The sequence below is a fragment of the Serratia sp. 506_PEND genome (assembly GCF_001076875.1).
Taxonomy (GTDB): Bacteria; Pseudomonadota; Gammaproteobacteria; order Enterobacterales; family Enterobacteriaceae; genus Serratia; species Serratia marcescens.
Map to the genome: position 1 here is coordinate 1 of NZ_JVEL01000413.1, position 22,772 is coordinate 22,772.

21 protein-coding genes are annotated in these 22,772 nt (G+C 61.1%); 14 read left to right on the plus strand and 7 right to left on the minus strand.

Annotation, left to right across the window (positions count from 1 at the left end; all coding sequences use genetic code 11):
- Both ADK28_RS15415 and fetB read left to right on the plus strand, forming a co-directional pair.
- Window positions 1-507 (plus strand): ATP-binding cassette domain-containing protein (locus ADK28_RS15415; RefSeq protein ID WP_048796027.1); only part of this gene is annotated, 507 nt, incomplete at its 5' end.
- On the plus strand, window positions 494-1,267 hold the full coding sequence (fetB, locus tag ADK28_RS15420; RefSeq protein ID WP_004930878.1) for an iron efflux ABC transporter permease subunit FetB: 774 nt from the start codon (window positions 494-496) through the stop codon (window positions 1,265-1,267). The genes ADK28_RS15415 and fetB, both read left to right, overlap by 14 nt.
- Window positions 1,268-1,302: 35 nt before the next feature.
- Here the strand turns inward: fetB and ADK28_RS15425 are convergent, their stop codons facing one another.
- Both ADK28_RS15425 and ADK28_RS15430 read right to left on the minus strand, forming a co-directional pair.
- Window positions 1,303-2,139, minus strand: coding sequence for a TIM barrel protein (locus ADK28_RS15425; protein WP_048796028.1), 837 nt, complete (start codon window positions 2,137-2,139; stop codon window positions 1,303-1,305).
- Window positions 2,140-2,171: 32 nt separating this feature from the next.
- On the minus strand, window positions 2,172-3,614 hold the full coding sequence (locus tag ADK28_RS15430; RefSeq protein ID WP_016930409.1) for a sugar porter family MFS transporter: 1,443 nt from the start codon (window positions 3,612-3,614) through the stop codon (window positions 2,172-2,174).
- A gap of 556 nt (window positions 3,615-4,170) precedes the next feature.
- Between ADK28_RS15430 and ADK28_RS15435 the strand changes: the two genes are divergently transcribed.
- The 4 genes from ADK28_RS15435 to ADK28_RS15450 all read left to right on the plus strand — a co-directional run bounded on the left by ADK28_RS15435 (window position 4,171) and on the right by ADK28_RS15450 (window position 7,373).
- The gene (locus ADK28_RS15435) at window positions 4,171-5,676 is read left to right on the plus strand and encodes a CoA-acylating methylmalonate-semialdehyde dehydrogenase (protein WP_015379335.1); all 1,506 of its coding nucleotides are present in this window, start codon (window positions 4,171-4,173) and stop codon (window positions 5,674-5,676) included.
- 77 nt (window positions 5,677-5,753) lie between these two features.
- Window positions 5,754-6,575, plus strand: coding sequence for a 5-deoxy-glucuronate isomerase (iolB, locus tag ADK28_RS15440; RefSeq protein ID WP_033639188.1), 822 nt, complete (start codon window positions 5,754-5,756; stop codon window positions 6,573-6,575).
- 175 nt (window positions 6,576-6,750) lie between these two features.
- On the plus strand, window positions 6,751-7,020 hold the full coding sequence (locus ADK28_RS15445; protein ID WP_004930864.1) for a hypothetical protein: 270 nt from the start codon (window positions 6,751-6,753) through the stop codon (window positions 7,018-7,020).
- A gap of 14 nt (window positions 7,021-7,034) precedes the next feature.
- Window positions 7,035-7,373 (plus strand): type II toxin-antitoxin system RelE/ParE family toxin, encoded by a 339-nt coding sequence (locus ADK28_RS15450; RefSeq protein ID WP_004930859.1) that lies wholly within the window; start codon window positions 7,035-7,037, stop codon window positions 7,371-7,373.
- Between the two features lie 41 nt (window positions 7,374-7,414).
- On the opposite strand, the gene ADK28_RS15455 is transcribed toward ADK28_RS15450, so the two are convergent.
- Complete coding sequence (locus ADK28_RS15455; RefSeq protein ID WP_004930856.1) at window positions 7,415-8,251, minus strand: MurR/RpiR family transcriptional regulator; 837 nt, start codon at window positions 8,249-8,251, stop codon at window positions 7,415-7,417.
- Window positions 8,252-8,454: 203 nt separating this feature from the next.
- A complete protein-coding gene (locus ADK28_RS15460) occupies window positions 8,455-10,386 on the minus strand; it encodes a bifunctional 5-dehydro-2-deoxygluconokinase/5-dehydro-2-deoxyphosphogluconate aldolase (protein WP_048796029.1) in 1,932 nt (643 codons plus the stop codon).
- A 550-nt stretch (window positions 10,387-10,936) separates the two neighbouring features.
- Between ADK28_RS15460 and iolD the strand changes: the two genes are divergently transcribed.
- From iolD to iolE, 4 genes are read left to right on the plus strand one after another with little or no spacing between them, the layout of a single operon-like run.
- On the plus strand, window positions 10,937-12,877 hold the full coding sequence (iolD, locus tag ADK28_RS15465; protein ID WP_048796030.1) for a 3D-(3,5/4)-trihydroxycyclohexane-1,2-dione acylhydrolase (decyclizing): 1,941 nt from the start codon (window positions 10,937-10,939) through the stop codon (window positions 12,875-12,877).
- Between the two features lie 41 nt (window positions 12,878-12,918).
- Window positions 12,919-13,932: a Gfo/Idh/MocA family protein gene (locus ADK28_RS15470; protein WP_016930405.1), complete on the plus strand. Its 1,014-nt coding sequence runs from the start codon at window positions 12,919-12,921 to the stop codon at window positions 13,930-13,932.
- A 39-nt stretch (window positions 13,933-13,971) separates the two neighbouring features.
- Window positions 13,972-14,856: a sugar phosphate isomerase/epimerase family protein gene (locus ADK28_RS15475; RefSeq protein WP_004930845.1), complete on the plus strand. Its 885-nt coding sequence runs from the start codon at window positions 13,972-13,974 to the stop codon at window positions 14,854-14,856.
- A gap of 59 nt (window positions 14,857-14,915) precedes the next feature.
- Window positions 14,916-15,812, plus strand: a complete 897-nt coding sequence (gene iolE, locus ADK28_RS15480) for a myo-inosose-2 dehydratase (protein ID WP_016930404.1) — start codon at window positions 14,916-14,918, stop codon at window positions 15,810-15,812.
- Window positions 15,813-15,873: 61 nt separating this feature from the next.
- On the opposite strand, the gene ADK28_RS15485 is transcribed toward iolE, so the two are convergent.
- Both ADK28_RS15485 and ADK28_RS15490 read right to left on the minus strand, forming a co-directional pair.
- The gene (locus ADK28_RS15485) at window positions 15,874-17,052 is read right to left on the minus strand and encodes a P1 family peptidase (RefSeq protein WP_048796031.1); all 1,179 of its coding nucleotides are present in this window, start codon (window positions 17,050-17,052) and stop codon (window positions 15,874-15,876) included.
- Entirely contained in the window at window positions 17,045-17,560 is a 516-nt protein-coding gene (locus ADK28_RS15490) for a GNAT family N-acetyltransferase (RefSeq protein WP_048796032.1), read from the minus strand. The genes ADK28_RS15485 and ADK28_RS15490 overlap by 8 nt, the downstream gene beginning before the upstream one ends.
- A gap of 390 nt (window positions 17,561-17,950) precedes the next feature.
- Between ADK28_RS15490 and ADK28_RS15495 the strand changes: the two genes are divergently transcribed.
- The 4 genes from ADK28_RS15495 (at window position 17,951) to gntK (ending at window position 22,058) form a co-directional block, all read left to right on the plus strand.
- Window positions 17,951-18,646, plus strand: coding sequence for a pirin family protein (locus ADK28_RS15495; RefSeq protein WP_004930835.1), 696 nt, complete (start codon window positions 17,951-17,953; stop codon window positions 18,644-18,646).
- Window positions 18,647-18,776: 130 nt separating this feature from the next.
- Window positions 18,777-19,772 carry a gluconate operon transcriptional repressor GntR gene (gntR, locus tag ADK28_RS15500; protein ID WP_033639195.1) on the plus strand — a complete coding sequence of 332 codons (996 nt, stop codon included), beginning with the start codon at window positions 18,777-18,779 and terminating at the stop codon, window positions 19,770-19,772.
- Window positions 19,773-20,112: 340 nt separating this feature from the next.
- Window positions 20,113-21,429 carry a gluconate transporter gene (gene gntT / locus ADK28_RS15505; RefSeq protein ID WP_016930400.1) on the plus strand — a complete coding sequence of 439 codons (1,317 nt, stop codon included), beginning with the start codon at window positions 20,113-20,115 and terminating at the stop codon, window positions 21,427-21,429.
- Between the two features lie 101 nt (window positions 21,430-21,530).
- Complete coding sequence (gene gntK / locus ADK28_RS15510) at window positions 21,531-22,058, plus strand: gluconokinase (RefSeq protein WP_033639197.1); 528 nt, start codon at window positions 21,531-21,533, stop codon at window positions 22,056-22,058.
- Window positions 22,059-22,088: 30 nt separating this feature from the next.
- On the opposite strand, the gene ADK28_RS15515 is transcribed toward gntK, so the two are convergent.
- Entirely contained in the window at window positions 22,089-22,682 is a 594-nt protein-coding gene (locus ADK28_RS15515) for a YhgN family NAAT transporter (RefSeq protein WP_004930825.1), read from the minus strand.
- Window positions 22,683-22,772 lie beyond the last annotated feature (90 nt).

A 22,772-nucleotide genomic window follows, 5' to 3' on the forward strand; every position in this document is an offset into this window, starting at 1 on the left:
GATCCGACCAGCGGAAAGCTCTATTTCGACGGTCAGGCGATCGACGAGATGTCGCCGGAGGCGTATCGCAAGCAGGTCTCTTACTGCTTCCAGACGCCGTCACTGTTCGGCAATACGGTTTACGACAATCTGGCGCTGCCCTACCAGATCCGCCAGGAACCGCCAGCCGAGCGAAAAATGAAGGCCGATCTGGCGCGTTTCGGGCTGCCGGAGGCGATGCTGACCAAAAGCATCAATGAACTGTCCGGCGGGGAGAAGCAGCGGGTGTCCCTGATCCGCAACCTGCAGTTTATGCCCCGGGTGCTGTTGCTCGACGAGATCACCAGCGCGCTGGACGAGGAAAACAAACGCAACGTCAATGAGATCGTGCATCAGCTGGCGGCGGAACACCGGCTGGCGGTGCTGTGGGTGACGCACGATACCGAAGAGATAGCGCATGCGGACGAAGTGATCACCCTGCGCGCGCACGGCGCCGAGCAACAGGAGCAACAACATGAATCAGCATAACATCACCAACGAATCCTTGGGCTTGTCGATGGTGCTGGTGGTGGTCGCCATCCTGATCAGCCACCGGGAAAAGCTGGCGCTGGAAAAGGACATTATCTGGAGCATCTGCCGCGCGGTGGTGCAGCTGATCATCGTCGGCTACGTGCTGAAGTATATTTTCGACCTGGATAACGCCGTTCTCACCGTGTTGATGGTGCTCTTCATCTGCTTTAACGCGGCCTATAACGCCAAGAAACGCAGCAAGTACGTCGAACACGCGTTCGTGACGTCGTTTATCGCCATCACCACCGGCGCGGTGCTGACGTTGGCGGTGTTGGTATTGACCGGTTCCATCGAATTTACGCCGATGCAGGTGATCCCCATCTCCGGGATGATCGCCGGCAACGCCATGGTGGCGGTGGGGTTGTGCTACACCAACCTCGGCCAGCGTTTCAAAAGCGAGCAGCAGAAGATTCAGGAGATGCTCAGCCTGGGGGCGACGCCCAAGTTCGCATCGGCGGCGCTGATCCGCGACAGCATCCGCGCTTCGCTGATCCCGACCGTGGACTCGGCGAAAACCGTTGGGCTGGTCAGCCTGCCGGGCATGATGTCCGGGCTGATCTTTGCCGGCATCGACCCGGTGAAAGCGATCAAATACCAGATTATGGTGACCTTTATGCTGCTTTCCACCGCCAGCCTGTCGACCATCATCGCCTGCTATCTGGCTTACCGTAAGTTCTACAATGCGCGCCACCAGTTGGTGGTCGGCAACCTGAAGTAACGCCATGAAAAACGGCCTCCGCGGAGGCCGTTTTTTTACCCTTGCAGCAGGGCGATGCTCTGGCGGATTTCCCGTTCGATATCCGCTTCGCTCCAGCCGTCCAACTGCGAAGAGAAGGGCTCGAAGGCATAGACGCCGGTGTAGCCCAGGCGTTCCAGGTTCTGTACCTGGCGGCGGCTTTCCAGCCGATCGCCCGCGCTCAGCATGATGCGCTCTTCATCGCTCAGCGCGCCTTTATCCCGCCCATCCTCCACGCCGGACAGATGCACCAGGCCGATCTGCGCCACCTGGATCTGCGCGTCGAAGTCGGCTTGCGCCACACCGCTCAAATAGTGGTGGAAAGTATCGAGCACGATGCGGTATGGCGCGCCCGAATCGCGGATGATCGCCTGGGTCAGCAGCGACGATCGCAACGAGCTGATGCCGAAGCCCAGCGGCTCGACGTATCCCTGCACGCCGTAGCGGGCAAACAGCGGCGCCAGCAGACGCAACGCGGCGAGGGTGTCGTCCCGTTTTTGCTGCTCGCTGCGCGTGTCGTCGGCGCTGCAGTGCGGGCACAGCACCAGCGCCCGGCTGTGGATAGCCTGCGCCTGCGCCAGCAACGCTTCGGCGCGCTGCTGCAGCGCCGCCGGGTCATCCACCCGATTGAACATGCCGAGGGCGTTGATCGTGACGATTTCAATGCCGTATTGCGCGGCGAGCGCGTTGAGCTGCGCGTTACTCAGATCGTCGGTCACCTTGCCGCTGGGCATGTCGTTGCGCAGCTCAACTTTGCTGAGCCCGCAGCGTTTCACCAGGCGGAAAAAATTGTCCAGATCGAGATTCGGCGCGATCTTGCGGTTAATGCAGAAGCGGTTCAGCGCAATGGTCATGAGGCATTACTCCAGCGGTCAGGGGTGAGAGATCAGGATTTGCCGTTTTCCAGCGGCAGCGGCTTACCGTCGGGCAGGGGTTGGCGGTGGCGTTTGGCCAGCACCACCTGTTCCATTTTTTCCAGCGAGACGCCTTTGGTTTCCGGAATATAGCGGCCGATAAACCAGTAGCTGAACAGGCAGCAGGCGGCGAAGATCCACATCGGGAAGGCGCCGTGGAAATGCGAGAACAGGTAAGGGTGGTCGTTGATCATCGGGAACGACTGCGACACCGCGAAGTTGGCGACCCACATGCAGCCGACGGCGATGCTCATCCCCTGCGCGCGCATGCGGTTCGGGAAGATTTCCGATACCAGCACCCAGGCGCCGACGCCCCAGGACAGCGCATAAAACACCATGAAGAACAGCATGCCGAACAGCGCGAAATAGCCGGTGGCCTGCGTGTAGAGCGCGTACGAGGTGAGCAGCAGGCCGGCGATGGCGCCCAGCGTGCCGTAACGCATCAGCGGAATGCGGCCCATGCGATCCATCAGCATGGCGCCGATGACCGAACCGACCAGCTGCAGCACGCCGATCCAGATGGTCTGGAACAGCGCTTCCTGCGCGTTTTCAGTGACGGTTTTCAGCACCACCGGCGCGTAATACATCATCACGTTGACGCCGGTGACCTGCTGCAACATGGCGATCATGCAGCCGACGAACAGAATGAACCGCACCCGCACATCGCCGTAGTTCAGCTTCCGGTGCTGCTGCTGTTGATCCTGCTGCAGCGAGTCTTTGATTTCTTTCAGCAGATTCTGCGCGTGGGCGGCGTTGGATACCTTGGTCAACATCGCCAGCGCCTGATCGTCGCGGCCCATCATCACGTTCCAGCGCGGCGATTCAGGAATGACGAACACCAGGATGCAGAACAGAATGCAGGGGATCACGCCCGAGGCGAACATCCAGCGCCAGCCCATTTCCACCAGCCAGGCTTCGCTGGCGATGCTGGCGATTTTGAAGTTGACGTAGAAAATCACGATCTGGCCGAAGACGATGGCGAATTGCTGCATGCTGAGCGCCCGCCCGCGCATGTCTTTCGGCGACACCTCCGACATGTACATCGGCGACACGGTGGCGGCAATGCCGACCGCCAGCCCGCCGATGATGCGGTAGATGACGAACCAGGTGAAGGTCGGGGCCAAGGCTGCGCCGACGGCGGACACGGTGAACAGCAGCGCCGCCAGCATCAGCGCCTTTTTACGGCCCCAGCGCGCCGCCAGCGGCCCGGCGGCGAAGGCGCCGACCACGCAGCCAATCACCACGTTGGAGACTGCCCAGCCGGTTTCGGCCGGGCTGAGATCGAAATAGGCTTTCAACGCTTCGATCGCGCCGGAGATCACGGCGGTATCGTAGCCGAACAGAATGCCGCCCAGGGCGGCGATGCCGCAAATTCGCAATATGTAGCCGGTATTGTGCTTACGCTGATATGACATGTGTTGCTCCGATTTTTATCCTGGCTTCCGTCCGCACGGTTGGGGTGTCGGGAAGGGGGCGAGCGGAAGGGTGTGAACCGTGCCTGTCATCAAGGCGATGTCGTCGATAAATGCTGGAACAAACAAGAACATTTATTTCATAATTAGTGAATAATGGAATATTGATTTTTAGATCCAGTTCAAAAAAAACCGTCACCTCTGTGCCGGGCCTCTTGGGCGAACGAGGGCGTGCGGTAACGGCGACAGGGTAGGCGCAGTGCGGGTTTTCTGTAGCAAAGTCAGTGTGTATTCTCCCAACTTTCGCCGCCGCCGTTGCGCTTTCCCTGGCACGGCAATGCAAGCGCCCGCCCGATCGACACCGCAAAATTGCGACCTCACGCACTAAAAACAAATTTTTCAAAACAATTTATTTGAAACTTTTTTTTCAATGAAATAGAGTTTGCTGCATCCGGTCAGGATTTAGCCGGCTTGCCGACGGAGTTTGGCGAGCGGGACGATTAACGCCGCGCCGCCTGGGTGTGGCCAGGCGACAGCGGACTTGAAAAGAGGGCGTGACATGAAAACCGTGGGTAACTTTATTGACGGGCAGGTGTGCCTGAGCAGCAGCAATCAAACCGTCGACGTGCACAACCCGGCCAGCGGGCAGGTTGAGCGGCGCGTTACGCAGAGCACCGCCGCCGAAGTCAAACAGGCCATCGACGTGGCCCACCGGGCGTTCGCCGACTGGTCGCGCACCACGCCGCTGCGCCGCGCGCGCATCATGTTCAATTTCAAGGCGCTGCTGGAACAGCACCGCGACGAGCTGGCCGAGCTTATCGTCAGCGAGCACGGCAAAGTGTATTCGGATGCGCTGGGCGAACTGACGCGCGGCATGGAAGTGGTCGAATTCGCCTGCGGTATCCCGCATCTGATCAAGGGCGAGTATTCGCCGGACGTCGGCAGCGGCGTCGACAGCTTCTCGCTGATGCAGCCGCTGGGCGTGGTGGCGGGCATTACCCCGTTCAACTTCCCGGCGATGGTGCCGATGTGGATGTTCCCCATCGCGCTGGCCTGCGGCAATACCTTTATCCTCAAGCCGCCGGCGCTGGTGCCTTCGGCCTCGGTGCGCCTGGCGGAGTTGCTGAAAGAAGCCGGCCTGCCGGACGGCGTGTTCAACGTGGTGCACTGCGCCAATGAAGATGCGGCGCAGCTGTGCACCGATCCGCGCATTCAGGCGGTGAGCTTCGTCGGTTCCTCCACCGTGGCGGAACATATCTATACCACCGCCAGCGCGCACGGCAAGCGGGTACAGGCCTTCGGCGCGGCGAAAAACCAGGCGATCGTCATGCCGGACGCCGATCTGGACGCCACGGTCAACGCGTTGATGGGCGGCGCGTTCGGCTCTGCCGGCGAGCGCTGCATGGCGCTGCCGATCGCCGTGGTGGTCGGTGACGATACCGCAGACAAACTGATCGCCAAACTGAAGCCGCTGATCGCGCAGCTCCGCGTCGGGCCGGGCTTGCAGCAGGGTGGCGAAGAGAATGAAATGGGGCCGCTGGTGTCGTCCGCCCATCAGAAAAAGGTGCTGGGCTACATCGATCTGGGCGTGGAAGAAGGCGCCACCCTGGTGGCCGACGGCCGCAATTATCAGGTGCCGGGCTACCCTGAAGGCTACTACGTCGGCGGCACGCTGTTCGACCATGTGAAGCCGAACATGCGCATCTACCGCGAAGAGATCTTCGGGCCGGTGCTGGGCATCGTGCGGGTGCCGGACTATCGCACCGCCATCGACACGGTCAACGGTCACGAGTTTGGCAACGGCAGCGCCATCTTTACCGGCAGCGGCCACTACGCGCGTCAGTTCGTGCAGGAAGTGCAGGCCGGGATGGTCGGCGTCAACGTGCCGGTGCCGGTGCCGATGGCGTTCCACAGCTTCGGCGGCTGGAAGCGCTCGGTGTTCGGCGCGTTGAACGTGCACGGCACCGACGGCGTGCGCTTCTACACGCGCATGAAGACCGCCACCGCGCGCTGGCCGGCCGGGCAGCAGACGGTGTCCGAATTCAGCATGCCGACGCTGGGCTAAGCGATCGCAGAGTATGAGCGGGCCGTTGCTCCTTTGGGGCAGCGGCCTTTGCACGGGGAGTTAACAGGAGAATCGAAATGTCTTCACTGCTTGCCAAATGTCAGGCGCCGAACGCCGAGGGGCGTATCCAGCACGTGACGCCGGAAAATGCCGGTTGGGGCTATGTCGGCTTTGACGTTTACCGCCTGGCCGCCGGGCAGTCGCTGCAGTTGGAATGCGGTGGCAGGGAACTGTGTCTGGTGCTGGTGGCCGGTATCGCCTCCGTCGCCACGCTGCGCGCCGAATACCCGCATATCGGCAAACGCATGAGCCCGTTCGAGCGCACGCCGCCTTACGCGGTGTACGTGCCGCACCACGATCGCATCGACGTGCGGGCAGAAACCGATCTGGAGTTGGCGGTGTGCAGCGCGCCCGGCAGCGGCCACCTGCCTTCACGGCTGATCACGCCGGCGGAAATCGGCGTGGAGCGGCGCGGCAAGGGGCGCAACCAGCGGTTGGTGCACAACATTCTGCCGGACAGCGAGCCGGCAGACAGTCTGCTGGTGGTGGAGGTTTACACCGACGAGGGCAACACCAGCTCCTACCCGAGCCACAAGCACGATCAAGAAGACTCGCCGGACGAAACCTATCTCGAAGAGACGTACTATCACCGCATTCAGCCGGAGCAAGGGTTCTGCATGCAGCGCGTCTATACCGACGATCGCACGCTCGACGAATGCATGCCGGTCTACAATCGCGACGTGGTGAAAGTGCCGCGCGGTTATCACCCGGTGGCGACCCTGGCGGGTTACGACAACTATTACCTTAACGTGATGGCCGGGCCGGTGCGGCAGTGGAAATTCACCTGGGAAAAAGACCACGCCTGGATTAACGGCGACGGCTATCCCGCCGCGCAATAAGCGCTTGAGGCCCGGCTTGCCGGGCTTTCTCTTTAATCAGGGTATAAATTTGACCTAAATTTGCCCTCTATCTTGCTCAAATGATAACCTGTCCGCACGCGATTGCTCCCTGGCTGAGTGAATCTAACGAACCGCTGTTATGCAGTGAGAATGCCGGTACACAGGAGGAAAAATTATGACAACCACCATGTCTCAAAAAGCGGCGCGCGAAGGATTAGGTTCGCCCGATCTGTTTGAAGGCGGGGTTTACGTCACAAAAAATGGTGTTGCCGAGCTGTTTGTACAAACGGCGGCTGAGAGAGAGGCCGAAATACGGGAACGCAATCTCGAGCGCCAGTCCAACGCGTTGTTGAAACTGACTATGATGGCGAAGCAAGAGATTAAAAATCAGCGCGGTCTGTCGCCCGAAGAAACCCTGCAGCGGCTGCGTGACGCGCGGAAATAGACCCGAGGTGCAGGATGCCCCAGGAAATACGTTTTACCGTCGCGCCGGCGGCGGAATGGAGCCTGAAAGACATCGAGTCTTATAAGAGCGGAACGATAGGGGCCGTCGCAGCCGGGATGTTCGTGGACAATCTGTTGTTATCGTCCCTCGCGGCAATTGCCGACGATCCCGCCCGCTACCGCTTCAACGCCGTGCTGGCGGGCATGGGAGTGCGGTTGCACGAACGATTGGATCCCGACAGCGAATACCGCGTCATCTATGACTACGACGGCCAAACGGTGGAGATTCTGCTTTTCATCAGCATGAAGCAGGATCTGGAAAGCGCGCTCTACCGCTATTTGTTGCTGCAATAATCCCGCCGCGCCCGAGCCAGTCGGGCGCGTTCACATCCGCCTTACTCGTCCCGGGCGTTATTCAGCGCCAGCGAGACCGCCAGCGTCTGCGCCAGGCACATCGAAGCCACCTGCGAACGGAACCCGTCCACCTGCGCTTCGCGCACCACGAAACAGACGTCGCTGAAGGCGGCCAGCGGGCTGACCTGGCTGTCGGTGATGGCGATCTGCTGCGCGCCGCGCTTGGCGCCCAATTCCACCAGTTCCACCGCCTCGCGGGCGTACGGCGAATAGCTGATGGCGATCACCACGTCCTTCGGTTTCACCATGCTCAGCTGTTCGGTAAACATCCCGCCCAGCCCGTCAATCAGAAACGCGCGGCGCTCCAGATGGCGCAGCGCATAGGTGAGGTAGGAAGCGACGCTGAACGAGCGGCGCAGGCCGATCACGTAGATGTTTTCAGCGTTGTTGAGCAGCTCGACGGCGCGATCCAACTGCTCGGGAGCGATCTGCATCGCCAGCTGCTGCAGCGCCTGCGCGTTGACCATGGTGAATACGTTGAGAATCTCCGCCGGCTTCTCCGGCGCGACGTTGTCGTCGGTGGAGGTTTGGCGGAACAGGCGTGCGCGCTCGGTATAGTTCACCGTTTCTTCCATCAGATGCTGACGGAACACCTGCTTCATTTCGTTGAAGCCGCTGAAGCCGAAGGCGTTGGCGAAACGGATCAGGGTGGAAGGCGGCACGCTGGCCTGTGCGGCGATGGAGGCAACGGTATCGAAAGCGATGCTGTTACTGTTATCCAAAATATAGCGCGCCACCTGCTTCAAACGCTTGCTCAGCGTTTCATAACGGTGGCGGATCTCGTCCTGTAACAGCGAAAGTTGAGTTGGGTTGTTCATCCATTCGGCTCGCAGTGGGGTGAAGGCGCATTGGCCTGACGCCTGAAATATTGACAGGGTATTTTAACAGACGGAGCGGAAATTTCATTTCCTCAAAAAGCGATTTATTCGATCGCACATTGCGCGACTTCACAGAAAATGGGCAAAAAAATCCCCTTAAAGCGGCGAAATGGCCTTAAGGGGACGTGAACCTGCTGTGGCTGTCAGTACGCGCCGCCCGCCTGCGGACGGTACTGGCGCCAGAAACCGATCAGCGTCAGGTATTTTTGTTTCACCTGCTCGATCAGGGCCGCGTCGTCGATTTCCCCCTGCAGCCAGCGGCGCGAAGGTTGGCCGAAAATGGTGCGGCCGACGGCGAAACCTTTGACCCAGCGCGCATCCGCGGCGGCGGCAAAGCCCGCCTTCAGCACCGCCTCCGGGGAGTCGAGCCCCAGGATCAGCACGCCGCGGCAGTCGGGATCGCAGGCGTCGATCAGGGCACCGACCTGCCGCCAGTTTTCCGCGCTCAGCGGCGGCAGTTTCCACCAGTCCGGCTGAATGCCCAACTGGTAGAAGTGTTCAATCATCTCCAGGTAATAGCGTTCGTCTTTGTCGGCGTTGCTGTCCGGCAGGATCACCTCCAGCAGCAGTTCGTGGCCGGATTTGCAGCAGCCGCGGTAGACGTCGGCGATCAGCGCATCCTGTTCGCGGCGCAGTTCCGCCGCGTCGTGCGGGTGATAGAACACCAGGCACTTCACCACGTGCTCCTGCGGCCAGTCGATCAATTGCGAGCCAATATTGCCGTGCTCCAGGCGCAGTGGGCGCGAGCTGGGCAGCTCCACCGGCCGGCCGATCCACCATCCCTGGCCAGTGATTTCGTTCAGCGCCGCCTGCCCGTAGGTGGTGTCGGCCAGAATGCCGCTGTTGCCGTCGAGGCCGGCCTGCGCGGCAGCCTGTTGCGCCGCGGTGAGCAGCAGGGTCTTCAGGCGCGGAATGCGTTCCTCGCCGACGCCGGCTTCGCGCGCCATGTCCGCCAGCTGCTTGCGGTGATCGAAGGCGAACACGCACAGTTCCGGCCACTGTTGCTTGCGGGTGGTGACCCGGTGCAGGTGGTTCAGGCGTGCGTCGCGGTCCGGGCGCGTGACCTGTTGTTCACGCTGCAGGTAGTCGTCCAGCTCCCGTTTGGTCGGCATCGCCGGCGCGCAGCCGTGGCGCGAAACCACCAATGCGCCGCAGGCGTTGGCGTAGCGGCAGGCCTGCTCCCAGCCTTCATCGTTCAGGTAGCCGCGCAGCAACCCGGACATAAAGGCGTCGCCGGCCCCCAGCACGTTCAGCACCTCCACCCTCACGCCGGCGTGCAGCTTCACCTGTTCCCAGTCGTCGGCGATGTCATCTTCGAACACCGAGCAGCCCTGCGCGCCGCGCTTGCACACCAGCGTGGCCGCCGTGGCCCGGCGCACGTTTTTCAGCGCCGTCAGCGTGTCGGTGCTGCCGCCGGCGATATGAAATTCCTCTTCAGTGCCGACGATCAGATCGAAATGGTGCAGCACCTCCTGCAGTTCACGGGTCACCTGGTCTGATTCCACAAAGCGGGTTTCGCCGTCGCCCAGCGACGTCAGCCCCCACAGTACCGGGCGGTAATCGATGTCGAGCGCGGTGCGCAGGCCGTGGCGGCGCGCATACTCCAGCGCCTTCAGCACCGCGGCGCGGGTGTTCGGGTGCGACAGGTGCGTGCCGGTGATGGCCAGCGCGCGCGCGGAGGCGATGTAGGCCTCGTCGATGTCGTCCGGCGTCAGCGCCATGTCCGCGCAGTTTTCGCGGTAGAAGATCAGCGGGAAGGTTTCCTGATCCTTGATGCCGAGGATCACCAGGCCGGTTAATCGTTGCTTGTCGGTGATCAGACAGCGGGTATCGGCCCCGACGCGCTGCAGCTCTTCACGCAGAAAGCGGCCCATGTGTTCATCGCCGACGCGGGCCAGCATGCCGGATTTCAACCCCTGAATGGCGGTGCCGTAGGCCACGTTGCCGGAAGAGCCGCCGAGGTATTTGGCGAATGTGCCGGCGTCTTCCAGACGCGCGCCGATCTGCTGAGCATAGAAATCGACGGCGATGCGCCCGAGACAAATGACATCAAGCTGTTTTTGTTGTGTAGCCATACCCGTTTCCTTCTGTTTAAGCAAAACTCCGGCGGCGGCCCGAGCGTGGCGCCCTGCAGGAAGCATGGGGACAGTATGGGGAATGAAAATTTCAATTTCAATATGAAATGAAATTTACACCCCAAAAATGTGATGTGTTTAAAACATCGACAGAGGCGTGGGAAAAGGCGGTGAACCGGCTGGATAAGGGCCGCCGGGGCCGTACATAAAAGGGGGGGGGGAGAGCAGGGTAAAAGGCTGTCAGCCCATGTGCCAACGACTTTTAACGGCTGGTGCGCGGCACGAAGCCCATGAAGGCTGAACCACGAGATGAAACGCGCTTTTCATGTAATATGCGATCTTTATCGCAAAATGAAATGTTTCTTCTGTAATGTGATTTTATGAAAAATATATTTGTTTATAATCGCTTCACGTTTCAGGTTGTCGACTTCGTGAGCAGCGCGGGCATCGTCTGCTCAAGATAATAGCTGCCGCCGCGTAACACAAACACGGGATTGTCGGCTCGGCATGAGCGCTTTCCGGGGCGGCCCTCAATCTAAAGGGTGAGTAAATGGGCAAGATCAGGTTAACCATGGCGCAGGCGCTCGTCAGATTTCTCGATAACCAGTATCTGCTGGCCGACGGCGTGGAAACCAAATTCGTCGCGGGCATTTTCGCGATTTTCGGCCACGGCAACGTGCTGGGGCTGGGGCAGGCGCTGGAACAGGATAGCGGCGATCTGAGGGTGCACCAGGGCCGCAACGAGCAGGGGATGGCCCATGCGGCGATCGGCTTCGCCAAACAGAAGCTGCGTCGGCAAATTTACGCCTGCACCTCATCGGTCGGCCCCGGCGCCGCCAATATGATCACCGCCGCCGCCACCGCCACCGCTAACCGCATCCCTTTATTGCTGCTGCCGGGCGACGTTTACGCTTCTCGCCAGCCGGATCCGGTGTTGCAGCAAATCGAACAGTCTTACGATCTCAGCATCAGCACCAACGACGCGTTCCGTGCGGTGAGCAAATACTGGGATCGCATCGTGCGCCCGGAACAGCTGATGAGCGCCTGCATCAATGCGATGCGCGTGTTGACCGATCCGGCGGAAACCGGCGCGGTGACGCTGTGTCTGCCGCAGGACGTGCAGGGTGAAGCCTACGACTATCCCGACTATTTCTTCCAAAAACGCGTGCATCGGCTCGATCGCCGCCCGGCGACCGAGGGCATGTTGGCGGACGCCTTGGCGCTGCTGACGGCCAAACGCAAACCGCTGCTGGTGTGCGGCGGCGGCGTGAAATACTCGCAGGCCGGGCGGGCGCTGCGCGAATTCGCCGAGCGCTTCGGCATTCCGTTCGCCGAGACCCAGGCCGGCAAAGGCGCGGTGCCGAGCGACCATGAATTCAACCTCGGCGGCATCGGCGAAACCGGCTGCCTGGCGGCCAACACGCTGGCCCGACAGGCGGATTTGGTGATCGGCGTCGGCACCCGCTACACCGATTTCACCACCTCGTCCAAATGGCTGTTCCAACATCCGAGCGTCAGCTTCCTCAACGTCAACGTCAGCGCCTTCGACGCCGGCAAGCTTGACGGCGTGCAGGTGCTGGCGGACGCCCGCGAGGCGCTGAGCGAACTGGGCGCACGGCTGGCGCAGGCCGATTATCGCGCCGGCTGGGGCGACGCCATCGCCGCGGCGCGCAGCGCGCAGCATGAAGAGACCGAGCGGGTTTACGCGGTGGAATACAGCGGCGCAGGCTTTGTGCCGGAGATCGACGATCACCTCGATCGCGAGCGGGTGTTCGCCGAATTTATCGCTCAGACCGACTCGGCGATGACGCAAAGCCGGGTGCTGGGGGTGCTGAACCGCGAACTGCCGCCGGACAGCGTGATCGTCGCCGCCGCCGGCAGCCTGCCGGGCGACCTGCAGCGGGTGTGGCACAACCGCGGCGAGCACGGTTACCACGTGGAATACGGCTACTCCTGCATGGGGTACGAGGTGAACGCCGCATTGGGGGTCAAGCTGGCCGAGCCGCAGCGTGAGGTGTACGCGATGGTGGGTGACGGCGCGTTCATGATGCTGCATTCCGAGCTGGTCACCTCGATTCAGGAAGGCTGCAAGATCAACGTGGTGCTGTTCGACAACATGACCAACGGCTGCATCAACAACCTGCAGATGGAACATGGCATGGACAGTTACACCACCGAATTCCGCTTCCGCAATCCAGAGGGCGGCAAGCTCGACGGCAAACTGGTGCCGGTCGATTTCGCCATGCTGGCGGCGGCTTACGGCTGCAAAACCTATCGCGTCACCACCGAGCAGCAGCTGCTCGATGCGCTGGCCGACGCCCGCAGGCAGACCGTGTCCACGCTGCTCGACATCAAGGTGCTGCCGAAGACCATGGTGCACAAATATCTCAGCTGGTGGCGCGTGGGCGGCGCTCAGGTGGCCGACAGCGAGAAAATCGTCGAAGTGGCGCGCAAGCTGCAGGAAAACATCGATAAGGCGCGCGATTACTGATTCGTTTTCGAACACAACACACTTTCCAGAGGGTAGCGAAAATGACATTGAACATTGGGGTTATCGGCACCGGCGCCATCGGCCGCGATCATATCCGCCGCTGCAGCAAAGTTTTGCAGGGCGCCCGCGTCGTGGCGGTGAACGACATCAATCGCGACAACGCCGCCAAGGTGGTGAGCGATCTGCAGCTGGATGCGCGGGTGTATGACAACGGCCACGATCTGATCAAGGCCGCCGACGTGCAGGCGGTGCTGGTCACCTCCTGGGGGCCGAGTCATGAAGAGTTCGTGCTGGCGGCCATCGCCGCCGGCAAACCGGTATTCTGCGAGAAGCCGTTGGCGGTGACCGCGCAGGGCTGCAGAAACATCGTCGACGCCGAAGCGAAGCACGGCAAGCGGCTGGTGCAGGTCGGCTTTATGCGCCCCTATGACCAGGGGTATCGCGCGTTGAAACAGGTGCTGACCAGCGGCCAGATCGGCGAGCCGCTGATGCTGCACTGCGCGCACCGCAATCCGACGGTCGGCGAGGCCTACACCACCGATATGGCGATCACCGACACCCTGATCCACGAAATCGACGTGCTGCGCTGGCTGCTCGACGACGACTATGTGTCGGTGCAGGTGGTGTTCCCGCGCAAGAGCCCGAAGGCGTTCCCGCACCTGAAAGATCCGCAAATTGTGCTGTTTGAAACCGCCAAAGGGACGCGCATCGACGTCGAAATCTTCGTCAACTGCCAGTACGGCTACGACATTCAGTGTGAAGTGGTGGGGGAAACCGGCATCGCCAAACTGCCGGAGCCGTCCTCGGTGCAGATGCGCAGCGGCGCCCGCCTGTCGACCGAAATCCTGACCGACTGGAAGGATCGCTTTATCGACGCCTATGACGTCGAGCTGCAGGGGTTCATCAACGACGTGGCCGCGGGCAAATTGACCGGGCCTTCCGCCTGGGACGGCTACGCCGCCGCCGTGACCGCCGACGCCTGCGTGGCCGCCCAGCTCAGCGGCGAGATCGTGCCGGTGACCCTGCCGGCGCGCCCGGCGTTTTACGGCAAATAACCGCTCGCAGCGCGTACCCATGATTGTAGAGGAGTGACCATGAAGATCGCTTTTGATGTCGACGTTATCCGGGATTTGGGCGTCACCAAAATGGTTCAGCAGGTGGCGGACTGGGGCTACAAATACATCGAGCAGTCGCCGCACCCGCAGATCAACCCGTTTTACAAACATCCGAAGGCCAGCCGCGAAATCATGGCGGAGTATAAAAACGCCCTGAAAGCGACCGGCGTGGAGATCTCCTCATTTATCGTGGTGTATCGCTGGTCCGGGCCGGGGGAAGATCGCCGCCAGGCGGCGGTCAAAAACTGGCGGCGGATGATCGAAATCGCGGTGGAAATGGGCGTGCAGGTGATCAACACCGAACTGGCCGGCAACCCCAACGAACCGGAGATCTGCGAGGAGCTGTGGTATCGCTCGATGGAGGAGTTGCTGCCGATCGTTGAGCGCGAGGGTATTCGTATGGAGATCCAGTCGCACCCGTGGGACTTCTGCGAGCTGAGCAACGAAACCGCCGATCTGGTGAAGTCGCTGCGCAGCGACCACGTCAAATACCTCTACAGCGTGCCGCACACCTTCTACTACGACAAGGGACAGGGTGACGTAGCCGGCATGCTGCAGTACGCCGGGGACGATCTTTCCCACGTGCTGATCGCCGACACCATGAATCACACCAAGCATTGCCGTTATATCGTCAACCCGCCAGGCGTTGACGCCGCGGTGCACCAGCACGTCGGCATCGGCGAAGGCGAAGTGAATTTCGACGCCCTGTTCCAGACGCTGCGCGACATGGAATTCGCCAACCGCAGCTTCAAGGTCGGCGGCGAATCGATCATCTGCACCTCGTTGTTCGGCTACCCGGAAAAGATGCCGAGCCAGGCGGTGGCGACCAGAGAACGCATCGAAAGAGAGCTGTTGGGCAAATAATCTGATTCGGCTCGCCGGCGGCGTTTGTACCGGCGGCCCTGCAAGGACCGAGGCAAACCATGAATAAAGACAACGTGAAATTGGCCATTGCGCCGATCGGCTGGACCAACGATGACATGCCCGATTTGGGCAAGGAAAACACCTTCCAGCAGTGCGTCAGTGAAATGGCGCTGGCCGGTTTCACCGGCAGCGAAGTGGGCAGCAAATACCCGCGCGATCCGGCGGTGCTGAAACCGATGCTGGATATTCGCGGCATCCAGATCTGCAACGCCTGGTTCAGCACCTTTTTCGCCGACGGCCAGAAAGACAAAACCATTGATGAATTTATCAACCACATGAATTTCCTGCATGCCATGGGCGCCAGGGTGATCGGCTGTTCCGAGCAGAGCAAGAGCATTCAGGGCACCACCAAAGGCGTGTTCGAAGAGAAGCCGTATTTCAGCGATGAAGAGTGGCGGCGGGTGGCTGACGGTTACAACGAGTTGGCGAAGATCGCCGCCGATAAAGGCATGCAGGTGTGCCTGCACCACCACATGGGCACCGGCATTCAGACCACGGCCGAAATCGATCGCTACATGAGCATGGTCAACGACGACGTTTATCTGCTGTTCGATACCGGCCACGCCTACTATTCGGAAGGCAGCCAACAGGCGATGATGGCGATCCTGGAGAAGTATCTGCCGCGCATCAACCATGTCCACCTGAAGGACGTGCGCGATGAGGTGGTGGCGGAAGTGAAGGCCAACAAGCTGAGTTTCCTCGATGGCGTGAAGAAGGGCACCTTCACCGTGCCGGGTGATGGCGTGATCGATTTCAGACCGGTGTTCAAGCTGCTGGACGAGCGCGGTTACAAAGGGTGGATGGTGGTGGAGGCCGAGCAGGATCCGGCGCTGGCCAACCCGTTCGAGTATGCGGTGAAGGCGCGCCGTTATATTCGGGAAACCGCCGGCATTTAGGCGGCGAGGGGCAATAGAGATCGAGGGGCGCCGCCGGCGCCCCTTTTTTGATGGCGGTGCGTTAGCCGCCGAGCGTTTGCCAGGTTGTGACCTGGCTGCCCGGCCACGGGGTGGCGGCGTATACGCCACGGGCGATCGCCCGAGCGAGGGTGTCCGCCGCCAGCGCGCCGATCTGCAGCACCGCCAGTTCACGGCTGCCCTGCACCTCGCGCTGCCCGGTGGACAGGGCGAACACCACGTCGCCGTCAAACGGGCTGTGTAGCGGGCGGATGGCGCGCGCCATGCCGTCTTGCGCCATGATGGCCACCCGTTTCAACTCCACCCGCGTCAGCGCCAGGTCGGTGGCGATGCAGGCCAGGGTGGTGTTCTTTCTGCCGCCCTGCGGCTCTTGCACCATCCCGTCTTCGCCCTGCGCGCGCAGCTGCGCCAGAGCCGCCGCGCCGCCGTTGCCGAATTCACCATCGATTTCATAGGGCGTCGCCCAGAAGGCGCGGGTGCCGGGCGCTACCACCGCACCCAGGCTGTTGACCGCCACCAGTGCGCCGACGGTAGCGCCATTGGCGGCAACGATCGATGCCGAACCGAGCCCGCCTTTCAGCTTGCCCATGCCGGTCATGGCGCCGTAGCCGGCGCCAACGGTGCCCAGCGGAAAGTCCAGGCCGGCCTTGCCGACCGCGTCGATGCCCAGCTGGCGATACGGCGGCGTGAGCTGCCAGTTTTTATCGCCGCCGTTGGCCAGGTCGTACAGGCAGGCGGTGGGCACGATAGGTGAGACCGGCACGCCGGGAGCCGGCCGCAGCGCATAGCCTCTGCCTTGTAGCCCGAGCCAGGCCACGACGCCGTCCGCCGCCGCCAGGCCGTATACCGAACCGCCGCTGAATGTCAGCGCATCGATGGTCTGTACCAAATTGTCCTCACCCAGCGCGTCGGTTTCCCGGGTGGCGGGGCCGCCGCCGCGCACGTCCACGGCGGCAATCGCCGGGCCGTCCGGCAGGATCACCGTCGCGCCGGTGCGCACCCGGCTGTCTTGCGCCACGCCGACCTTCAGGCCGGGTACATCGGTAATCAGGTTGCGGGCGCCAGGGCGCCCGGCGGCGGAAGTTGGCATAGCGGCACCTAATGGGGTGAAGGGGGGGAACATGCCGGCGGCGGTCAGGCCGGCCAGCGCGTGTAAAAAGGTTCGGCGGTTGATATTCAGGGGCCGGCGCAGCGGCCCCTGCGGGGGGATGATATCACGCATCGCCGCGCGGCTGCCCGGAGCGAAAACGCGCCATATGGTAGGCATCGACCAGCACGCCGTCGCGCATGGCGAAAGCGCGGCTGGTGCCTTCAATCTCAAAACCGAACTTGCGATACAGCGCGATGGCCGCCGGGTTGTCGGTAAACACCGTCAGTTCGATGCGCTCGATGGCCGCCCAGTTGTCGCACAGGTCGATCATCGCCTGCATCAGGCGGCTGCCGACGCCTTTACCGTGGTAGCGCGGATCGACGCCGATGCCGAAGGTGGCCACGTGGCGGCGGCGCACGCGCTGATTCAGCATCACGGCTAACTGACCGACAAGCTGTCCGTCAACGAAGGCCGCCAGGTTATGCGTGCCCGGTTCGGGATTGGCGAGGCGTTTATGCCACAGGTCGATTGTCGGTAGCGGTAGGTGCAGCGTATCGCGGTAGACGGGCGTCTGAGAATAAAGATGATGCAGGGCCTGCGCATCCGATGTTTCCACGTGGCGTATCGCGATCTCGCTCATCTCGCTGCTCCTTTTGCTTACCGGTTGAATAACCTCTGAATTTATCCGTTTACTGCCTTGAGTCAATATTATTTCAACGGGTCAAAAAAAACGCTTTACAGGTGCGAATGATAATGATTATTATTGCGATGCGTTCCGGAGAGGGCATCAACCCTTGATACTCTCGCTGCGAAGGCACGACATTGCTCACATTGCTTCCAGTGTTTACTTAGCCAGCTCGGGTGCTGGCTTTTTTTTTGCCCTTTTTTCAGCCGTTTCCGCCTTCAACAAATCCGCTGCCCATCAGCTGTTTCATTCCATCGAAATTTTTGAACAGAGGCATGAGTTTTTTACGCTTTCTTATTCTGCTGGCAGGACTAGACTGTAAAAAAACATTGAGGAGAGTTGAATATGATTTATGTACGTAAAGCGGAAGACCGCGGCCACGCCAATCATGGCTGGCTGGATAGCTGGCACACCTTCTCATTTGCCGATTACTACGATCCGAACTTTATGGGATTCTCGGCGCTGCGGGTGATCAACGAAGATGTGATCGATGCAGGGCAGGGTTTCGGTACTCACCCGCATAAAGACATGGAAATCCTGACCTACGTGCTGAGCGGCACGGTGGAACATCAGGACAGCATGGGCAACAAGGAGCAGATCCAGGCCGGTGAATTCCAGATCATGAGTGCGGGCACCGGGGTGCGTCACTCCGAGTACAATGCCAATCAGGATCGCCCGTTGCACCTGTACCAGATTTGGATCATCCCGGATCAGGTCGGGCTGGAGCCACGCTATGAGCAGCGCATGTTCGACGCGCCGCAGGGCCGTCAGCTGGTGCTGTCGCCGGATGCGCGTGACGGCTCGCTGAAGGTGTTCCAGGATATGACGCTGTCGCGTTGGGCGCTGAATAAAGGCGAGCAGGGGGAATGCCCTATCGCCGCCGGCCGTCGCGTTTGGATCCAGGTGGTGCGCGGCAAGGTCTCGGTCAACGGCCAGACCGCCGGCATCAGCGACGCGTTCGCGGTGTGGGATGAATCGGCGCTGACGATCCAGGCCGACGAAGAGAGCGAAATCCTGCTGTTCGATCTGCCGCCAGTGTGATTAAGCGGTAAATATCAAGGGCTCACGGTGTGAGCCCTTTTTGCGTTGGCCGTCGCATAACCGACAATATCGGCCCGCCGTTTTTTTTGCTAAAATGACTGCCCATTCATGGTTAGTCAGTTCATTGATAATGAAGAAAAAACGGCCGGTACTCCAGGATGTGGCGGACAAGGTGGGCGTGACCAAGATGACGGTGAGCCGTTATCTGCGCAATCCCGACCAGGTTTCCGTCGCCCTGCAGCAAAAAATCGCCGTCGCGCTGGATGAGCTGGGCTACATCCCCAACCGCGCGCCGGACATCCTCTCCAACGCCACCAGCCGGGCGATTGGCGTGCTGTTGCCGTCGCTGACCAACCAGGTGTTCGCCGAAGTGCTGCGCGGCATCGAAAGCGTCACCGACGCGCACAACTACCAGACCATGCTGGCGCACTATGGTTATCTGCCGGAGCGTGAAGAAGAGCGTCTGACTTCGCTGCTTTCTTACAATATCGACGGCCTGATCCTGTCCGAGCGCCACCATACGCCGCGCACCCTGAAGATGATCGAGGTGGCGGGCATTCCGGTGGTGGAACTGATGGACTGCGTCTCGCCGTGCATCGATCTGGCGGTGGGCTTCAACAACTTCGAGGCGGCGCGCCAGATGACCCAACAGATCATCGCGCACGGCCACCGTCACGTAGTCTATTTCGGCGCTCGCCAGGATGAGCGTACTATTATCAAGCAGCAGGGGTATGAGCAGGCGATGCGCGAATCCGGCCTGGAGCCGTACAGCATCATGACCGCGCGTTCTTCCTCTTATTCCGCCGGCGGGGAGCTGTTGCGCCAGGCGCAGCGTGACTATCCGCAGATCGACAGTATCTTCTGCACCAACGATGACCTGGCGATCGGCGCGGCCTTTGAATGCCAGCGGCAGGGGCTGTCGATCCCGCAGGAGATGGCGATCGCTGGCTTTCACGGCCATGACATCGGCCAGGTGATGGTGCCGAAGCTGGCCAGCGTGCTGACGCCGCGTGAACGCATGGGGCAGATCGGCGCCGAGCGCCTGCTGGCCCGGCTGCGCGGTGAAACGGTGTGCCCGCGCATGGTGGACGTCGGTTTCACCGTGATCCCCGGCGGCAGTATCTGAGCCATTTTAACGTTCTGTTTTAACACCCTTTCTTTTTGCAGCGCGCCCTGAGGCGCGCTGGTTATCCCGCCTGTAAGCCCGCAGCTCGTTGCCGACATAAGTTTGATCTCTGTCCCAGAACGCGAATTTTAGCCGATTACCCGGTTCCGGTGCTTATTCTGTTACCGGTATCATGATACCGGTAACAACGAGTGCGCGGTCATCTTGCTGCAAGACTGAACCTCTGACTCAACAACACCTACAGCTCTTCTTAAACACCGGGAAAGAGCCTAAAAATAAAACAACCGCACGCTTTACGCCTATCGTAAAGAGAGTCGCGATAAAAGGTTGGAGAAAAACTATGCCATTAGTGATTGTTGCAGGCGGCGTAGCGCTGCTGCTGCTGCTGATGATCCGCTTCAAGCTGAACGGCTTTATCTCTCTGGTTCTGGTTGCCCTGGCGGTCGGGATTGCACAGGGTATGCCGGTCGATAAGGTCATCGGCTCCATCAAGGCCGGCGTGGGCGGCACGCTGGGCAGCCTGGCGCTGATCATGGGCTTCGGCGCCATGCTCGGCAAGCTGCTGGCGGACTGCGGCGGCGCACAGCGCATCGCCACCACGCTGATCGACAAGTTCGGCAGAAAACACATTCAATGGGCGGTGGTGCTGACCGGCTTCACCGTCGGCTTCGCGCTGTTCTACGAAGTGGGCTTCGTGCTGTTGCTGCCGCTGGTGTTCACCATCGCCGCCTCCGCGCGCATTCCGCTGCTGTACGTCGGCGTGCCGATGGCCGCCGCGTTGTCGGTGACTCACGGCTTCCTGCCGCCGCACCCAGGCCCGACCGCCATCGCCACCATCTTCCATGCCGACATGGGTAAAACCCTGCTGTACGGCACGCTGCTGGCGATCCCGACGGTGATCCTGGCCGGCCCGGTCTATGCCCGCTTCCTGAAAGGCATTGACAAGCCGGTGCCGGAAGGCCTGTACAACCCGAAAACCTTTACCGACGCGGAGATGCCGAGCTTTGGCGTCAGCGTTGCCACGTCGCTGGTGCCGGTGATCCTGATGGCGCTGCGCGCGGTCGCTGAAATGGTGCTGCCGAAGGGCCACAGCCTGCTGCGCTTCGCCGAGTTCTTCGGCGACCCGGTGATGGCGACCCTGATCGCCGTGCTGATCGCCATCTTCACCTTCGGCCTGAACCGCGGCCGCACCATGGATGAAGTGATGGGCACCATCACCGATTCGATTAAAATCATCGCCATGATGCTGTTGATCATCGGCGGCGGCGGCGCCTTCAAGCAGGTGCTGGTGGACAGCGGCGTCGAGCAGTACATCGCCGGCCTGATGGAAGGCAGCAACGTTTCGCCGATTCTGATGGCCTGGTCAATCGCCGCCGCGCTGCGTCTGGCGCTGGGTTCCGCCACCGTGGCGGCGATCACCGCCGGCGGCATCGTCGCGCCGCTGATCGCCACCACCGGCGTCAGCCCCGAGCTGATGGTGATTGCGGTCGGTTCCGGCAGCGTCATCTTCTCGCACGTCAACGATCCGGGCTTCTGGCTGTTCAAGGAGTACTTCAACCTGAGCATCATGGAAACCATCAAATCCTGGTCGGTGTTGGAAACCATTATCTCGGTGTGCGGCCTGGTGGGCTGCCTGCTGCTGGCGACGGTCGTATAATCTTTATCCGGCGCCCTGCGGGGCGTCGGCGTTCCAGAGTATCTTTATCAGTTGGGACGCATGTGGCGCGCTCGCGCCAGTTCCCATAAGGGCATGACACAATGAGTAATCCGCAGAATCACGTATTTGTTTTGATGGGCGTTTCCGGCAGCGGCAAATCCGCCGTGGCCAGCGCCGTCGCCCACGAGGCCAACGCCGCCATGCTGGATGGTGACTACCTGCACCCGCGCGCCAACATCATCAAAATGTCCTCCGGGCATGCGTTGGACGACAACGATCGCGCTCCGTGGCTGGCGGCCCTGAACGACGCCATCTTCGCCATGCAGCGCACCAACGACGTGTCGCTGCTGGTGTGCTCGGCGCTGAAGAAAAGCTATCGCGATCGCCTGCGCGACGGCAATCTCAACCTGCATTTCCTGTATCTGAAAGGCGACCAGTCGGTGATCGAGGAGCGTCTGAAGCAACGCAAGGGCCACTTCTTCAAGCCGCAGATGTTGATTTCCCAGTTCGCCACGCTGGAAGAGCCGGGCGAGCAGGAACCGGATGTGCAAGCGATCGACATCAACCAGCCGTTGGACGGCGTGGTCGCCGATACGCTCGCCCATATTCGCCGCGTTACCGCCCGCTGAGCGCGGGCCGTTGTCGGCGCCGCCAGGCGCCTACAGCTTCATGTAAGCCCGCACGCCATCCAGGAACATCTGGGTCGACAGCATCACCAGAATCAGCCCCATCAACCGCTCCAGCGCGCTGACGCCTTTGCTGCCCAGCAGGCGCAGGAACAGGTTCGACATCAGCAAAATGGCCGCAGAGAGACCCCAGGCGATCAGCAGCGCCGCCACCAGATGGGGCAACTGATGCGGATACTGGTGCGACAGCAGCATCAGCGCCGCCAGAATCGACGGCCCGGCCACCAGCGGGATCGCCAGCGGCACCAGGAACGGTTCCTCACCGGCGGATAGCCCGGAGCTGTTCCCCTCCTGCGTGGGGAAAATCATCTTGATGGCGATCAGAAACAGGATGATGCCGCCGGAAATGGAGACGGTTTCGGTGCGCAGGTTGAGGAACGCCAGAATTTTCTCGCCGGCGAACAGGAAAATCAGCATCAGCAGCAGGGCGATCAGCAGCTCGCGGATCAGCACCACCCGGCGGCGGCGCGGTTCCAGGTGCTTGAGCACCGACATGAAAATCGGCAGGTTGCCCAGCGGATCCATAATTAAAAACAGCAATACCGTAGCGGAAATCATCTCTGTCATGGTGACCTCGTGATCGGGAAAACGCCTCGGCCTTTCCGGCCGCGTCCTTGCCTATCCCCTATGGATTTCAAATTGCAGCTAGGCGCCCAG

What these genes read in the sequence shown, in the direction of transcription:
- fetB (WP_004930878.1), top strand. Translation starts at nt 494, where the DNA reads ATGAATCAGCATAACATCACCAACGAATCCTTGGGCTTGTCGATGGTG.
- ADK28_RS15425 (WP_048796028.1), bottom strand. Translation starts at nt 2,139, where the DNA reads ATGACCATTGCGCTGAACCGCTTCTGCATTAACCGCAAGATCGCGCCG.
- ADK28_RS15430 (WP_016930409.1), bottom strand. Translation starts at nt 3,614, where the DNA reads ATGTCATATCAGCGTAAGCACAATACCGGCTACATATTGCGAATTTGC.
- ADK28_RS15435 (WP_015379335.1), top strand. Translation starts at nt 4,171, where the DNA reads ATGAAAACCGTGGGTAACTTTATTGACGGGCAGGTGTGCCTGAGCAGC.
- iolB (WP_033639188.1), top strand. Translation starts at nt 5,754, where the DNA reads ATGTCTTCACTGCTTGCCAAATGTCAGGCGCCGAACGCCGAGGGGCGT.
- ADK28_RS15445 (WP_004930864.1), top strand. Translation starts at nt 6,751, where the DNA reads ATGACAACCACCATGTCTCAAAAAGCGGCGCGCGAAGGATTAGGTTCG.
- ADK28_RS15450 (WP_004930859.1), top strand. Translation starts at nt 7,035, where the DNA reads ATGCCCCAGGAAATACGTTTTACCGTCGCGCCGGCGGCGGAATGGAGC.
- ADK28_RS15455 (WP_004930856.1), bottom strand. Translation starts at nt 8,251, where the DNA reads ATGAACAACCCAACTCAACTTTCGCTGTTACAGGACGAGATCCGCCAC.
- ADK28_RS15460 (WP_048796029.1), bottom strand. Translation starts at nt 10,386, where the DNA reads ATGGCTACACAACAAAAACAGCTTGATGTCATTTGTCTCGGGCGCATC.
- iolD (WP_048796030.1), top strand. Translation starts at nt 10,937, where the DNA reads ATGGGCAAGATCAGGTTAACCATGGCGCAGGCGCTCGTCAGATTTCTC.
- ADK28_RS15470 (WP_016930405.1), top strand. Translation starts at nt 12,919, where the DNA reads ATGACATTGAACATTGGGGTTATCGGCACCGGCGCCATCGGCCGCGAT.
- ADK28_RS15475 (WP_004930845.1), top strand. Translation starts at nt 13,972, where the DNA reads ATGAAGATCGCTTTTGATGTCGACGTTATCCGGGATTTGGGCGTCACC.
- iolE (WP_016930404.1), top strand. Translation starts at nt 14,916, where the DNA reads ATGAATAAAGACAACGTGAAATTGGCCATTGCGCCGATCGGCTGGACC.
- ADK28_RS15485 (WP_048796031.1), bottom strand. Translation starts at nt 17,052, where the DNA reads ATGCGTGATATCATCCCCCCGCAGGGGCCGCTGCGCCGGCCCCTGAAT.
- ADK28_RS15490 (WP_048796032.1), bottom strand. Translation starts at nt 17,560, where the DNA reads ATGAGCGAGATCGCGATACGCCACGTGGAAACATCGGATGCGCAGGCC.
- ADK28_RS15495 (WP_004930835.1), top strand. Translation starts at nt 17,951, where the DNA reads ATGATTTATGTACGTAAAGCGGAAGACCGCGGCCACGCCAATCATGGC.
- gntR (WP_033639195.1), top strand. Translation starts at nt 18,777, where the DNA reads ATGAAGAAAAAACGGCCGGTACTCCAGGATGTGGCGGACAAGGTGGGC.
- gntT (WP_016930400.1), top strand. Translation starts at nt 20,113, where the DNA reads ATGCCATTAGTGATTGTTGCAGGCGGCGTAGCGCTGCTGCTGCTGCTG.
- gntK (WP_033639197.1), top strand. Translation starts at nt 21,531, where the DNA reads ATGAGTAATCCGCAGAATCACGTATTTGTTTTGATGGGCGTTTCCGGC.
- ADK28_RS15515 (WP_004930825.1), bottom strand. Translation starts at nt 22,682, where the DNA reads ATGACAGAGATGATTTCCGCTACGGTATTGCTGTTTTTAATTATGGAT.